This is a genomic window from Acinetobacter seifertii (assembly GCF_016064815.1).
In the GTDB taxonomy this organism is placed as follows: Bacteria; Pseudomonadota; Gammaproteobacteria; order Pseudomonadales; family Moraxellaceae; genus Acinetobacter; species Acinetobacter seifertii.
Window position 1 is genome coordinate 215,864 of the sequence record NZ_CP065820.1, and the last position, 15,655, is coordinate 231,518.

Genomic DNA, 15,655 nt, shown 5'->3' on the forward strand with positions numbered 1-15,655 from the left:
ATTGGCTTATCAAATTGTAACTAGGTGTACACGTGTTCACTTACAAAAAAGGTGAGCTTTGCCATAGGAAAGTAAGCATTGGAAACTTTGGTCAATCATTCATGGCCTAAAAGAAGACTTTTTGAGCAGTTCTGCCTATTTGCTTAAATTAACCACATAATTTTTGCCAAAAAATATCTCCCAAACCTCTAGAAAGCTTGAGAGATGAAAATAATTAGTCAGCTGTGTTGGCAATTTTAAGTCCAGATAACCAAGCTCTTAATGAGGCAGGTTTAAGTGGTTTCTTCAGTAAAACGATATTTAATTCTTTTAATTGCTGTGGTAACTCAGGATGAGAGTCAGCAGTAATTAAAGCAACTGGAACATCGTGTTGACGATTTTGATTAATAAAATCAACACCAAGTTGATTGTTATTTAAGTGTTGGTCGATGAGCCAAACCTGAATATTCTCTTTTTGAATAATGTCTAAAGCCTGTTCAGGTTCAGTAGCTTTGAATACCTGATAACCCCATCGCCCTAATAAACTACTCATACCCTCTAAAATCGTTTCGTCATTATCTAAGCACAAAATACGGTACGCTTTGGTTTTTAAAGGCACAGCTTGTACAGCTGGTGTTGTAACTTTTGGTGGCTCGACAATAGGTACCTCAATCATAAAGCATGAGCCTTTGCCCAACTCTGAGTAAACGTGAACTGGGTAATTGAGCAAGCCAGTCATACGTTGTACGATCGCAAGCCCTAGTCCTAAGCCTTGTTCACCCCAAGGTGATAAATGCCCACAACGTTCAAATTCTTGGAACAGCTTAACTCGTTGTTCTTCGGCAATACCAGGGCCAGTATCCCAAACGCCAATTCGAATATGATTCGGCTGCTGTGCAGAACGGAGCACACCTACGACTACTCGGCCTTTGGCGGTGTAGCGTAAGGCATTGCTGACAAAGTTTTGAATAATACGACGAATCCACTGTGGGTCGGTATCAATCCAGAACGATACATCATGAACTTTTAGGGAAATGTTTCGCTGTGCAGCGATCGATTTAAACTGCAACTCAAGGTCACTAAGTAAATCATGCAAAGGATAAGGCTGTCTTTTTGGCTGGATACTGCCACCTTCTAAACGAGCAATATCGAGCAGGGCAGACAGCATACTCTCGGCACCATAGAGTGCTCGGTCAAGTTGTTGTAAGGTTTGGCGGTCTTCTTCTGTCGAAATACTTTGCTCAAGAACAGTACTAAACAGACGAGCAGCGTGCATGGGTTGTAAAAGATCGTGGCTTGCCGCGGCAATAAATCGACTCTTGGACATATTGGCCATATCGGCTTGCTCACGTGCAAGCTGTTGCTCAGATAAAGCATCAGCAAGCTGTTGAGTTCGGTCTTTTACGCGAGCTTCAAGTACGGCTTCGTTCGCACGGAAAGCGGTAATATCAGCAAATGTGGTGACAAAGCCACCGCCTGAAATTGGGTTGCCTCGCATTTGAATTACGCGGCCGTCTTTACGGATACGTTCAAACTCATGAGCGCTGCCGACTTTCATCCAGTGAAGACGTTTGCGCACATGTTCTTCGACTGAACCGGGACCACATTCGCCACGTTCAGCGTTATAACGAATTAGGTCGGCAATAGGACAGCCTACATAAACAAGGTCTTTTGGATAGCCAAATAGTTTTAAATATTGATTGTTCCACGCGACCAAACACATATTTTTATCAACTACACTCACCCCTTGGGTCATGTGGTCAATCATGGTCATGAGCAGATTTTGATTAAAGCGTTGCCATTGTGAGGCTTGGTCTAAAATATTAGCGACTTGGCCTAAAGCGAGGCCGTTATTGATCATTGCTGTGGTTAGCAAGGTACGTGCAGAAGCTGCACCGATAATACCTGCTAGATATTGCTCGGTAAAACGCCACCACATGCCATTGGCAATCGTATTTGGATTGAGTGTGAGATGGTTTTGCTCACAAAAGTTCTCGAATGCTTGTGTGGTTGGCTGCTCACCTGTAATTCTTTTGGCTAAGGCAAATAGATCACCTACTTTTAAGCGAGCTGCGTCATGTGGAAGGTAAGTTAAATCGGTAGAGGTATGCGGTGAAGGTAAAGGCTTTGTTTCATAATAAAAAAAGCTTTCTGCCTGAATTTGTTCTGCCACACTTGGACGATAAATTTTTGAAATCCAGATGTATAACAGAATATTTAAACCGAGCGACCAAATCACGCCATGAGTTAAAGGAGCAAATGACTCAAAACCAAAAAGTGACTCTGGACGTAAAGCATTTATGCCAAATGGGCCGAAGAGCAAAATACTTTGTGCAGTTTCCTGATAGGCTTCTGGTAAGCTACGTAATATGGTTGGAAAGAGTAAGGTGTAACTCCACATTAAAAATCCAACGATGAGTCCAGCGTAGACACCTTGACGACTTCCACCTCGCCAATACAACCCACCAATCAGTGCAGGTGCAAACTGCGCTACAGCACTAAACGCCAATAAACCAAAAACTGAAAGCTGGTTAATATCATTAAAGAAATGGAAGAATAAAAAGCCAAGTAGCATCACTGCGACAATACTAATACGACGGCTGAACTTTAGAACTTTAGGTAAATGTTTGTCGTGACGCGACAGCAATTTAAAACGCCATAAGGCAGGCATAATCAAATCGTTACTGAGCATGATAGACAATGCAACTGATGACACCAATAACATACCTGTCGAGGCTGAAAAGCCGCCCAAAAAGGCCAATAAAGCGAGCCACTCTTGGTTATAACTTAAAGGTAAGGACAGCACAGCAACATCGGGTACGGTCAGGAATTTTGGTGCAGCATGCAAAGCCCAACTTGCGATTGGAATAATCGCAAGAATAGTCAAAATGAGATAAACCGCGAACCACTTACGAGCACCACGAATATGCTTTTCATCGCGTAGTTCAACCACTGCCACGTGGAACTGACGTGGTAAACAAATAATCGCTAAGCCTGCCAGCAAAGTTTGAATCCAGAAAGTTTCAGGGACACCAAAGAGCTGTACTTCCTGAAAAGTCTGATTCACATCAGAGGTCATTTGGCTCAGGTTAGCTGGTGATTCAAAAATAAAAAATAAAGCCACACACAATAAGGCAAATAACTTCACGAACGACTCAAATGCAACAGCAAGCATAAGGCCGCCATGTTGTTCGGTGTTTGCAATTTGCCGTGTACCAAAAATCATGGCCAAAATTGCGAGTACACTGGTGAGCAATAACACGCTATTGGTAGTGGTATGAATGTGCGAGTTTTGCTCCATAATGACAGAAGTACTTAAAGCAATAGCACGTAGCTGTAATGCGAGGTAAGGAATAATCGCGATAACGGCAAGAATAGTTACTAACGAGGCGAGTACACCACTTTTACCATAGCGTGCTGCGACAAAGTCAGCGATCGAGGAAATCGCATGGTGCTGACGAACTCGGCCTAAACGTCGCCAGATGTCATAACCAAACCAGACAAATAAAAGTGGCCCTAAATAAATAGGCAAGAAGATGACGCCTTCACGTACGGCAGCGCCAGTTGCGCCATAAAATGTCCATGAAGAGCAGTAAACACCTAAAGTTAAACTAAATAAAAACATGCGGCCACGTGTGCCGAGACGACTGGCATGCTTCTCACCAAAAAAAGCACAGACAAATAAAAGCGCAATATAAAGAGTGAGAACCCCAATAATCAGCCAGCTGTTCATATGACCTACATAAGTGAAACCTTATGCCTATCATAACCCAAGCCGAAACAAAGCTATAAATTGATTAAATTTTAACGACCAAAGTCTAAGTTACGACGGAGCCTGAATCTTGCTAACTTTAATAATGAAAAAAATACATTAAAAAAAAGTGACCAAGGTTGGGCACTATGTAAGGAGTTTGGTCATGGATCAAAGCCAAGTAGAACAGATTCTACGCAATCCAAAGTTTCAAAAAATGGTCAAGAAAAAAAGTGCATTAAGCTGGACGCTCACAATCATCATGTTAGTACTATATGTGGGCTTTATGCTACTTGTGGGCTACAACAAAGAATTTTTGATGAGTTCCTTTAGTGGTGGTGTAACGACATGGGGTATCCCGCTTGGTTTAGGAATTATTGTTTTATCTTTCCTACTCTGTGGTGTCTATTCCTATATCGCAAATAATACCCTTGACCAATTGAGTGAAGAAGCGTTGAAGGAAGTTGAAGCCATCACGCACGAGAAAGGACTACACTAATATGAAATGGAATTCATTAAAAGCGAAAGCCCTAATGGGTGCAGCATCGCTATATTCAACTGTTGCTATGGCTGGCCCAGATTTAGGTGAAGCTGAGCAGCAAGCGACCAACTGGCATGCCATCATCATGTTTGTCATCTTTGTTGGTTTTACATTGTTCATTACTAAATGGGCGGCAAAACAAACTCAATCAGCACAAGACTTCTATACTGCGGGTGGGGGAATTAGTGGTTTCCAAAATGGTTTGGCGATCGCAGGTGACTTTATGTCAGCGGCGTCATTCCTTGGTATTTCCGCAATGGTGTTTAGCTCTGGTTTTGATGGCTTGCTTTATTCACTCGGATTTATGGTCGGTTGGCCAATCGTTTTATTCTTGGTGGCAGAGCGCTTACGTAACCTCGGTAAATATAACCTTTCCGATGTCGTGTCATTCCGCCTTGAAGAAAAACCAGTTCGTACTTTAGCTGCTTTTAGCTCACTTGTTGTTGTCGCATTTTACTTAATTGCGCAAATGGTAGGTGCAGGTCAGCTCATCAAATTGCTATTTGGTTTGAACTACAACATTGCGGTTGTCATCGTTGGTCTCTTAATGATGGCATATGTAATTTTTGGTGGCATGTTAGCAACCACGTGGGTACAAATCATTAAAGCAGTGATGTTACTGAGCGGTGCGACCTTCATGGCATTTATGGTTATGAAAGCAGTTGGATTTAGTTTCAGCAACATGTTTACCCAATCAATTGAAGTATTTAGTAAAGTTCATAGCATCAGCTTTGAAGACGCTTCTAAAATTATGGGTCCGGGTAAACTTGCAGCAAACCCAATTGATGCCTTATCTCTTGGTTTAGCACTCATGTTTGGTACAGCAGGTCTTCCACATATTCTTATGCGTTTCTTCACCGTGAAAGATGCAAAAGAAGCGCGTAAGTCGGTTGTAGTTGCAACAGGTTTCATTGGTTACTTCTATCTTTTAACTTTCATTATTGGTTTTGGTGCGATCCTGTTCGTATCAAACAACCCACAGTTCCTTGATGTTGCAAAAATGGCTATGACAGGCAAGCTTGAGCTTGTTGGTGGTAACAACATGGCAGCCGTGCATTTAAGTGACGCTTTAGGCGGTGACTTATTCATGGGCTTCATTTCAGCGGTAGCGTTTGCAACGATTCTTGCTGTTGTTGCTGGTTTAACACTTTCAGGTGCATCTGCAATTTCGCATGACTTATACGCTAACGTATTTAAGAAAGGTCAAACGACTCCAGCTTCTGAACTCCGTATGTCAAAAATTGCAACACTTGGTTTAGCAATCTTTGCCATGATTTTGGGTATCTTGTTTGAAAAGCAAAACGTAGCGTTCATGGTGGGCTTAGCGTTCTCTGTAGCGTGTTGTGCAAACTTCCCAGTACTTGTTCTTTCAATGTTCTGGAAAGGTTTAACTACTCGTGGAGCAGTTATCGGTGGAGTGGTTGGTTTGGTAACCGCAGTTGTACTGATCATCTTATCTAAAGCAGTTTGGGTAGATACGTTAAAAATCTCTGATACACCAATCAACCCATTCAACGGTCCTGCGTTATTTGCTATGCCATTGTCATTCCTTTGCTGCTGGCTCTTCTCCGTGACTGATAACTCAGCACGTGCGAAAAAAGAACGCGCTGCTTTCGATGCACAATATGTACGTTCAATGACAGGTATTGGTGCTTCTGGTGCATCAGATCACTAAAATCAAAACGTATTAAATATTTCATAAAAAGCCCTGCGGGGCTTTTTTTGTTTCTCCCATATAGTTATTAATAAGAAGCTCCTTAATAAAGAACAACTTGTTTATCCTATTTTTTGTACAGTATGATTTTCTATAATTCAAAACATAACGAAAAAACGGAAAATAATTAAATGCGATCTATCATCGAGTTCTGGGCAAGCTTTCGATTGCTGCCTTCGGCATGGTTGCTGTTTGTGCAATTCATTTTACTTATTTTGGCCATGCTGACTTTTGATAATGAGGCATATAGAACCTTCACTTGGGCGTTGGGAGTTCTTGCTTTACTTATTATTGCTAAGGTTATTCGTCAAACCCCGATGTTTACATTTTTAGGTCTCACATTTGTAAGTGGAGCAATTCTATCTTCAGCATTTATTTTATTAGGCTATGGCAATTTAACGATCCAAATTTTTGCCCATACTTGTGAAGCTTTAGCTTATTTTTCGGCAGCTTATGGTTTATTTCGTTATATGTTTGCCGACCGATATTTAACACGAGATGAACTCTTTGCAGCCGCAGCTGTTTTTACCTTAATTGCTTGGGGTTTTGCGTTTTTATACAACATTTGTCAGCTATTAATTCCCAATAGCTTTCAAAATCCAAACCATGTCCATCACATACAAACCTGGCTAGATTTATTGTTTTTAAGCTTTAGTTTGCAGTCAGCAACAGGACTGTCCGACCTAATGCCTCTTAGTCCACCAGCACGTGTTTTAGCAATGCTACAAATGTTTTGTGGGGTGATGTATCTAGCACTTATCGTTACGCGTTTAATTGCATTACAGTACATCTCACATGCACCCAAAAAGAATTCTGATAAATAAAGAAGGAGGTGTTTTAATTTATTTACACCTTTGTAACTGCAATATTTTTTAAGTTTATTTAAAGTATTATCAGCTTTCTCTATTGAAAGATATAGCTTTATTCATTTCTGAATGTCTTTATTGGCTTTATGCCTGTCATTTTCATTAAAAATAACATGGAGGATTTATGCCTTCCAAACAAACGAGTTGGTTCGCAAATGTTAATCCCAATGTCTTTTTGGGTACGGTCATCATTATTGCTTTGTTCTTGGCAGTAGTTGTGATTGCTCCGAGTTCTTTCGAACTTCTAACGCAGCATTTAAAACAGTGGATCACTGATTCATTTAGCTGGTTTTATGTTTTATCGGTTGCTTTCTTTCTTATTCTGCTCATTTATATTGCCTGTTCTTCGATTGGACGAATTAAATTAGGGCCTGACCATAGCCAGCCTGAATATGGTAACGGTTCATGGTTTGCCATGCTGTTTACTGCGGGTATGGGTATTGGCTTAATGTTTTTCGGTGTTGCTGAACCTGTCATGCATTATGTCAATCCACCAAGTGGAGATGCACAGACCATTGATGCAGCACAGCAAGCCTTACGTGTGACTTTTTTCCACTGGGGCTTACATGCGTGGGCAATTTATGCAGTGGTCGGTTTAGCATTAGCATATTTTGCTTATCGTCATAATTTACCCCTAAAGACCCGTTCTGCTCTTTATCCACTCATTGGTAAAAAGATTTATGGGCCTTGGGGTGACAGCATTGATATCTTTGCGACCATTGGTACTGTATTTGGTGTAGCGACTTCTCTGGGTTTTGGTGTTACTCAAATTAACTCTGGTTTACATTATTTACTCGGTATAGAGCAAAGCACTCATATTCAAGTTTTGCTCATTATTTTTGTGAGTATTTTAGCTTCATTATCTGTGTTCTTAGGACTTGATAAAGGGGTCAAACGTTTATCAGAGCTAAATTTAGTTTTAGCCTTAATCTTATTAGTATTTGTTTTTATCGCTGGGCCTAGTATTTATTTACTGCAAACTACTATTCAAAACACGGGTCAGTATATTTCTAACCTATTTACCATGACATTCAATTTATATGCTTATCAGCCAAATGGATGGATTGGGGGATGGACTATTTTATATTGGGCTTGGTGGATTTCATGGTCACCATTTGTGGGTATGTTTATCGCAAGGGTTTCACGTGGACGTACTATCCGTGAATTTATTGTGGGTGTTCTACTTATTCCGACCGGTTTTACCATTATCTGGATGGGTTTTTTAGGAAATGCTGCATTATTTAGTATTATTCAGGAACATCAAACCACTCTCATTCAGGCTGTTCAGCAGGACTCTTCCGTTGCATTATTTGAATTTTTAGGACACTTACCTTGGTCTGGTGTCATGAATGTTATTGCAACAATATTAGTTATTCTTTTCTTTGTGACTTCGGCTGACTCTGGTGCGCTGGTTACTGATTACTTAACAGCAAAAACTGATAACTCACCGACGTGGCAACGTTTGTTTTGGACAGTACTCATGGCAGTGCTGGCTATTATTTTACTTTTAGCAGGTGGACTTGCTGCATTGCAGTCTTCAATCATTATGAGTGCATTACCATTTACTGTGGTCATGCTTTTAATGAGCTGGGGACTAATAAAAGCTTTGCATCTTGATGTCACGAAAATGCAAGCAATTCAGGAAGCTAGAATTACCCCACGTGCAATTCATAATCCGAGAAGTTGGCAGCAACGTTTAGGCCTAATCATGCACTATCCACATAGTGAAGAAGAGGTTAAGCAATATATTGAAAAGCAAGTTTATAGTGCTTTTGAAAATATTAAGCATGAGTTTAAGCGTCGTCACCTTGAGGTATCGATTAGTGAAGTTGAAGATGGTATGCAACTTCGAGTGGATCATCATCATGAAATTAATTTTATTTATAAAGTTGTTTCACGTGAAACAGTACCCCCAAGTTTTTTAATTGGACGTACAGAAGCTGAAGACGGGCAATATTTCCAAGCCGAGGTGTTTTTGAGAGAGGGCGGACAAAACTATGATGTAATGGACTGGACTCAAGAAGATTTGATTCAGGATATTATTGACCAGTATGAGCGTCATTTACATTTCTTAAATATCGTACGAAGTTAACAACCATAAAAAAAGGACTCGATAGAGTCCTTTTTTTGAATTCAATTTCTAAATTAAATTAGAAACGGAATTTAGCATTTAAGCCGATAGTTTGAGTATCGTTGCTTGCATTTTTAACGTCAGCTTTCATGTAAGACGCACCAACAGCTACTGCTGGAGTGATGAAGTAGTTTACGTTACCACCCCAAGCTTGGCGGAATTCACCAAGGTCGTTACCTTTGATGTTTGCTACGCCGTCGTTACCGATGAATGCAGCACCAACGCTTAACTTAGGAGTTAAGTAAAGGTCAGTTTTTAAACCGTATTGGTTTTCTTGACCGAAAGCACCAGCAGCTTCAAAACCGATTGCCATGTTAGTTCCGTCGATTGGACCTACATATTTAGCACGAGCTGTAACAGCATCTTGATCGTTTTGGATTGCAGCAGTTTGGTTAACAGCAGAGTAGATACCGTTACTGATGATACCGAAGTTATCTAAAGCGAATTGGTTAGCAACGCTTGTATAACCAACAGTCATCAAGAAGTTAGGTAACAACATTGCACCAACTTCTAATGCATAACGGTCGCCTTGGTCATCACGAGAAATCGCGTTCTTACCATCAACGTCAGTGTGGTTATAAGTAGCGCTAGCATATACAGGAAGATAAGGAGTTGGAACGTATGCCTCACCTTTAACACCGTATGTACCTACACGGTAGTTTAAGCCGTTGTTTTGGTCATATTGTTGGTAGCTGTAACCTAAAGACACGCTAGAAGCTTGGTTCAAGAAAGCTGCTTCAGCTAAAGGACCTTTAGTGGTATCAACATTTTTTAAGTAGTATGTACCAGCAACGTCACCAGTGAAGTTTTTATCGTTTGCAGTTGTGTCAACATATTCAGATTGACCTTGAACTTCAAATTGATAAGCATGAGCACCGGTCATGGCTAATAATACAGCAGTGGCTAAACCAAGTTTTTTCATAATCATTTCCAGCGTTAACAAGAGATAAAGCTGGGGTCATTGTATTGTAACAATTTATGAAGTCAATAATAGTTGAATTGTAATGTTAAGGAAATTTGACACTTATGTTAAAAATGGTTAAATAACCATCAATCGAATTGGTTTATGTCAACCAACTAAAAAAATTAGCATTAACAAGAAGCTAAACCTTAAGCTTCATATGGATTTAGCATCAAATGATTTAAAAATAATTACATTTATAATTGGAAAAAATGATTTTATTAATCGGTTTTAACGTTAACTAATGTGTCGATTTGTTTATTAAATAACCACTCAAATATTGTTCTTGTTTCAGTTTTTATAAATTTTGAGTAATGGTTAACACTATTTTGATAAGTTTATCTAAATAATCTATCTATTTTGAATTATTATATAATTGAATAAGGCAAAAAAAATACGTTTTTAAATCAAAAAAACGATTAAAAAATTAATTCTGATCAATTTAATCAACTTTACAAAATTAGAGATAAGTCACACAATTCAATTGCAAAGTTTACTACCTAACATTTTTAAAGTTAGTAAGACTTTACCAGATACGATGTGGCATCACATCAGACTTTACGAGCTCAGCTTTCCCCAAGGTTGAGCTTTTTTTTATCTATAAGAAAACATTAATATTTGTTAAAAAAATTACATGAAATTTAACGTTTTTTCTTTGTATAAAAATAAATCCAATTTAATGTTGGGTTTCTGATGTTTGGAGAGCCATTAAACAACAAAAGCAGGTTTTTATAGAATTATGAAGCTTACTGTATTTGTAAAATAGAGATTTAATATAGTTATTCCATCATTTACATATTCGATGAGATATTTTATGAAATGTAAAGATGACGCCCTTAATCATATTACCTGAGCTTTGTTGCTGAACTTCTGTTCAGTAAAGTGCTAGGATGCGCATTACTTACTTCATTCTTTAGCAGTGATTATGGTAGGACATTTACGGAGTACCAACTAGAAATGTCAGGATTACGTTCAGAACATATCAGTAATCGACTATTTTTCTTTATGTTGGTCATTATTCTGTCGTTACTGTTTATGGCTGTGCCTCTTATTGTCAGTAGCTATCAAGAATATTTAAAAACCAAACAAGCTTTGATTGAAATCAAAAGCTTAAAATTAATTGCTGAAGTTGCAAATAAAGTATCAAAAGAACGTGCACCAGCAAATAAATTAATGTCGAGTAACACTGCTGACTTTCTAAAAAACCAAAATAATTTAAAACAATATCGTCTTAGTGTTGATCAACAAATTGATGAAACGATTCGAGTTTTAAGAGAAGAGGGCTATTCGGATTTAGCTGATATTTTAAATACTAAATTTAAGAGTGACTTAAAGCGCGCACGTACAGTTGTAGATGATTATGTTGCTACACCCCAGCAGGCGAGAACTTCCGAAAAGCTTGATAATGCAATTTTAGCGATGTTTGGTGCTTGGGATAGCTGCCGAGATGTGTTGCAAAAGCTGATGTTGCAGTTAAAAAGTAAAGACAGCCAAATTAATAACTATTTTACTTTGATTGTTGTATTAACCGATATGCGGGATCAGGCTGGTCGCACTGCATCCAATGTTATTGCACCGATCACGTTTAAAGAAACGATTCCCAATGACAATCGGGCCCGTTCTTTGCAGACTCAACAACAAGCACGATATTTATGGGCGCTTGTAGACACATTACAGTCTGAACAAGCCAAGACTCAAGAATATCATCGTCTTTATTCAAGAGTTAAAACTGAGTTTTTGGATAAAGGCGTGCCTATTGTTGGTCAGCTTTTAGATGAAAGTCAAAAACACGAGGCTTATCACTTATCAGCTAATCAACTTACCGACCATATTGTTGGTAAATTTACAACCGTTATTGATTTACAAAAGCTTCTACTTAATAAGAGTGTCTCAATTGCGGTTCAAGAGAAATACTTAGCAAAAAAGAAATTCTTTCTGACTTTGCTTATTTCGAGCATATCTTTAGCGGCTGCTTTACTCACTTTAATTTATGCAAAGAGAAGAGTCTTTGAACCTCTTATTCAAGCGCGTACTTTAATTCTTGAGCTGTCTCAGAGTACAGACTATCCAGTAGATGATTTGAATTCTAAAAAGGGTGAGTTTATTTCATTGTTTGAGGCAATTGATCGTTTGCAAAAAATGCTCAAGCAAAGAGATGCATTTGAATTTCAACTTAAAAATATAGCCAATACAGATCCTTTAACTGGTGTATCTAATCGTTTGGCTCTAGCTGAATATTTAAAAATTGTTGAGAGTTATCCAAATAAATTTTCAAAAACCTGTTTGATGATTATTGATATAGATCGCTTTAAAGATGTGAATGATCAATATGGTCATATTGTGGGTGATCAAGTCATTAGCCGTATTGCAGATCAGTTAAAAGCGAATGTGCGTGCTTCAGATTTAATTGTTCGTTATGGTGGTGATGAGTTCTTAATCTTATTAGAGCAGATACCGTTTTTAGATGCGCGTCTATTGGCAGAGAAAATTCGTATTGCGATTTCTTTAGAAGGAATTGATTTATCTGGCTCGGATGAAAAATTGCATATCTCTGTCAGTATTGGTTTTGCAATTGGAGCGACAAGCTGGATGGAGTTGTTAGAAAAAGCAGACCGTTCACTTTTAAGAGCTAAAGCTAGGGGTCGAAATGTCGTAGAGGGATAAAAAAAGGCCGGAAACTAATTTCCAGCCTTTTTTTAATTTGTTACTTCAACATCGGTTTCAAGAAACGACCCGTATGGGAAATCTCAACCTCAGCCACTTGTTCAGGTGTACCTTCGGCAATAATCATACCGCCACCTGAACCACCTTCAGGACCTAAGTCCACAACCCAGTCCGCTGTTTTAATCACATCAAGGTTATGTTCAATCACCACAATGGTATTACCCTTGTTACGTAGCTCATGCAAAATGTCGAGTAGCTTGGCAATATCATGGAAATGCAAACCTGTTGTTGGTTCATCCAAGATATATAAGGTTTTGCCCGTATCTCTTTTTGCTAACTCACGAGCCAGTTTGACACGCTGTGCTTCACCACCAGAGAGTGTAGTAGCCGCCTGACCTAAACGAATATAGCCTAAGCCCACCTGAGTTAAGGTTTCTAAGCGACGGTGGATGACTGGAATGGCACTAAAGAACTCTGCAGCATCTTCAACGGTCATTTCTAAAACGTCAGAAATGTTTTTGCCTTTATAGCCGACTTCAAGCGTTTCACGGTTATAACGTTTGCCATGACAGGCATCGCAAGGTACATACATATCTGGTAAGAAGTGCATTGCGACCTTAATCATGCCGTCGCCTTCACAGGCTTCACAGCGTCCGCCTTTTACGTTAAACGAGAAACGGCCTGCACTATAACCACGAGCTTTCGCTTCTGGCGTTTGAGCAAATAACTCACGGATTGGTGTAAATAACCCTGTATATGTTGCAGGGTTAGAACGTGGTGTACGTCCAATCGGGCTTTGGTCAATATCAACGACTTTATCTAGATGTTGTAGACCATCAATTGAGTCGAACTTTTCAGCCGTTAAAGTCGTTGCACCGTTGAGCTGTGTTGCAGCCAATGGAAGCAAAGTACGGTTGATTAGTGTTGATTTACCCGAACCTGAAACGCCAGTCACACAGGTCATAATGCCAAGTGGAATGGTTAAATCGACATTTTTTAAGTTGTGGCCTGCTGCACCTGAAAGTTTGATGACTTCATCTGGACGTGGCGACTCAGTGCGTTTTTTGGGCACTTCAATTTTGAGTTTGCCAGAAAGGTATTGTCCTGTGAGTGAGTCGGCATGTTCAGCCAATTCATCATAAGTTCCTTCAGCAATAATCACACCACCATGTACACCCGCACCCGGCCCGATATCAATAATATGGTCGGCTGCACGAATGGCGTCTTCATCGTGTTCAACAACTAATACCGTGTTGCCTAAATCACGTAAGCGAATCAGGGTTTGTAATAGACGATCATTATCACGCTGATGTAAGCCAATTGAGGGTTCATCGAGTACATACATAACGCCCATTAAACCTGCACCAATTTGTGAGGCTAAACGGATACGCTGTGCTTCACCACCCGATAACGTTTCGGCAGAACGAGCTAAACTTAAATAGTTAAGTCCAACACTCACCAAGAAATGTAAACGTTCACGAATCTCTTTAAAGATTTTATCGGCGATTTCACCTTTAGCACCTTCAAGGTTTAAATCTTGATAGTAACTTTCGGCATCACCAATCGACATGCGGGTAATGTCAGCAATTGTTTTGTCTTTCACACGAACATGGCGTGAAATTTCATTTAGACGTGAGCCATCACATGCATCACATGCTGCATTAGAGAGATATTGAGCTAAATCATCACGTACATAGTTACTTTCAGTTTCACGGTAACGACGTTCAAGGTGCGGCAATATCCCTTCAAAAGGTTGCACGCGATTATGTTTACGACCGCGTTCATCGATATAGCTTAAATCAATTTTTTCTTTGCCAGTGCCTTGTAAGAATTTCTTTTGAGTGTCTTTATCTAGTTGGTTCCAAGGTGTATCAAGTTGAAAACCAAAATGGTCGGCAACTTTTTGTAGCATTGAATAATAATATGGACGTTGGCGATCCCATCCACGAATAGCTCCTTCACTAATTGCAAGATCTGGATTTGGAATGAGCTTTTCAGAACTAAAATGACTGCGTGTACCTAAGCCATCGCAAACAGGGCAGGCACCGAACGGGTTATTAAATGAAAATAAGCGAGGCTCAAGCTCTGCGACTGCACGATCACACTCAGGACATGAATGCTTCGCAGAAAAAACGCGATCAGGATGTTCGCCATTCATCCATGACAAAACAGCAATATCGCCACCTAAACGCAGTGCAGTTTCAAATGATTCGGCAATACGGTTACCTAAATCTTCACGTACTTTAAAGCGGTCAACGACAACTTCAATAGTATGCTTTTTCTTTTTGTCGAGTTCGGGTGGCGTATCAATATCAATGATTTCACCATCAACACGGGCACGAACAAAACCTTGGCCTTGTAGTTGCTCGAACAGGTTGCTGTATTCACCTTTACGCTCACGAACAACAGGGGCAAGCAACATGAGTGCTGTGCCTTCTTCAAGTGTTTTTACCGCATCGACCATTTCAGAAACGGTTTGCGCAACCATAGGTAAGTCGTGTTCAGGGCAGTAGGGCGTGCCGACACGTGCATAAAGCAAACGTAAATAGTCATAAATTTCGGTAATCGTACCCACCGTTGAACGAGGGTTATGACTAGTAGATTTTTGCTCAATTGCAATCGCTGGTGATAAACCTTCAATCGAGTCGACTTCAGGCTTTTCCATTTGCGATAAAAACTGGCGGGCATACGCTGAAAGCGATTCGACGTAACGGCGCTGTCCTTCGGCGTACAAGGTATCGAAGGCAAGAGAAGATTTTCCTGAACCTGATAGCCCCGTAATCACCACAAATTTATCGCGTGGAATATCGAGTGACACATTTTTTAAGTTATGGGTACGTGCGCCTCGAATACGGATATGACTTTGGCTCATAAAACATCTCAATTATGTATTAATGAAAATTTAGGTGTTGATTGATCAGCCGCAGGGAGGTGTGACTGGTTATAAACAACAGACCCTATATATGATAACGATTTAAAATTGTTCAAGTGCTACAAAATGATTTAAAGCGACAAATTGTGACGGTTAAACGACAATCGACAAAATTT

General features: G+C 39.7%; 8 protein-coding genes. 5 read left to right on the forward strand and 3 right to left on the reverse strand.

All coding sequences use genetic code 11. From position 1 onward, the window contains the following. Positions 1–214 precede the first annotated feature (214 nt). Positions 215–3,712, reverse strand: coding sequence for a hybrid sensor histidine kinase/response regulator (locus I8T81_RS01005; protein ID WP_039251860.1), 3,498 nt, complete (start codon positions 3,710–3,712; stop codon positions 215–217). A gap of 184 nt (positions 3,713–3,896) precedes the next feature. Here I8T81_RS01005 and I8T81_RS01010 point away from each other — a divergent pair, with 184 nt between their 5' ends. From I8T81_RS01010 to I8T81_RS01025, 4 genes are all read left to right on the forward strand, one after another. Continuing rightward, the gene (locus I8T81_RS01010) at positions 3,897–4,229 is read left to right on the forward strand and encodes a DUF485 domain-containing protein (protein WP_000372818.1); all 333 of its coding nucleotides are present in this window, start codon (positions 3,897–3,899) and stop codon (positions 4,227–4,229) included. 1 nt (position 4,230) lies between these two features. Continuing rightward, positions 4,231–5,946 carry a cation acetate symporter gene (locus I8T81_RS01015; RefSeq protein WP_198071934.1) on the forward strand — a complete coding sequence of 572 codons (1,716 nt, stop codon included), beginning with the start codon at positions 4,231–4,233 and terminating at the stop codon, positions 5,944–5,946. A 170-nt stretch (positions 5,947–6,116) separates the two neighbouring features. Beyond that, a complete protein-coding gene (locus I8T81_RS01020; RefSeq protein ID WP_004704983.1) occupies positions 6,117–6,809 on the forward strand; it encodes an ion channel in 693 nt (230 codons plus the stop codon). A 166-nt stretch (positions 6,810–6,975) separates the two neighbouring features. Continuing rightward, entirely contained in the window at positions 6,976–8,943 is a 1,968-nt protein-coding gene (locus I8T81_RS01025) for a BCCT family transporter (RefSeq protein WP_077165905.1), read from the forward strand. Between the two features lie 58 nt (positions 8,944–9,001). Here the strand turns inward: I8T81_RS01025 and omp33-36 are convergent, their stop codons facing one another. Further along, positions 9,002–9,904 (reverse strand): porin Omp33-36, encoded by a 903-nt coding sequence (gene omp33-36 / locus I8T81_RS01030; RefSeq protein ID WP_004704985.1) that lies wholly within the window; start codon positions 9,902–9,904, stop codon positions 9,002–9,004. Positions 9,905–10,900: 996 nt separating this feature from the next. Between omp33-36 and I8T81_RS01035 the strand changes: the two genes are divergently transcribed. Then, on the forward strand, positions 10,901–12,607 hold the full coding sequence (locus tag I8T81_RS01035) for a GGDEF domain-containing protein (protein ID WP_198071935.1): 1,707 nt from the start codon (positions 10,901–10,903) through the stop codon (positions 12,605–12,607). A gap of 40 nt (positions 12,608–12,647) precedes the next feature. Here the strand turns inward: I8T81_RS01035 and uvrA are convergent, their stop codons facing one another. Next, a complete protein-coding gene (uvrA, locus tag I8T81_RS01040; protein WP_191012292.1) occupies positions 12,648–15,479 on the reverse strand; it encodes an excinuclease ABC subunit UvrA in 2,832 nt (943 codons plus the stop codon). Positions 15,480–15,655: the final 176 nt, after the last annotated feature.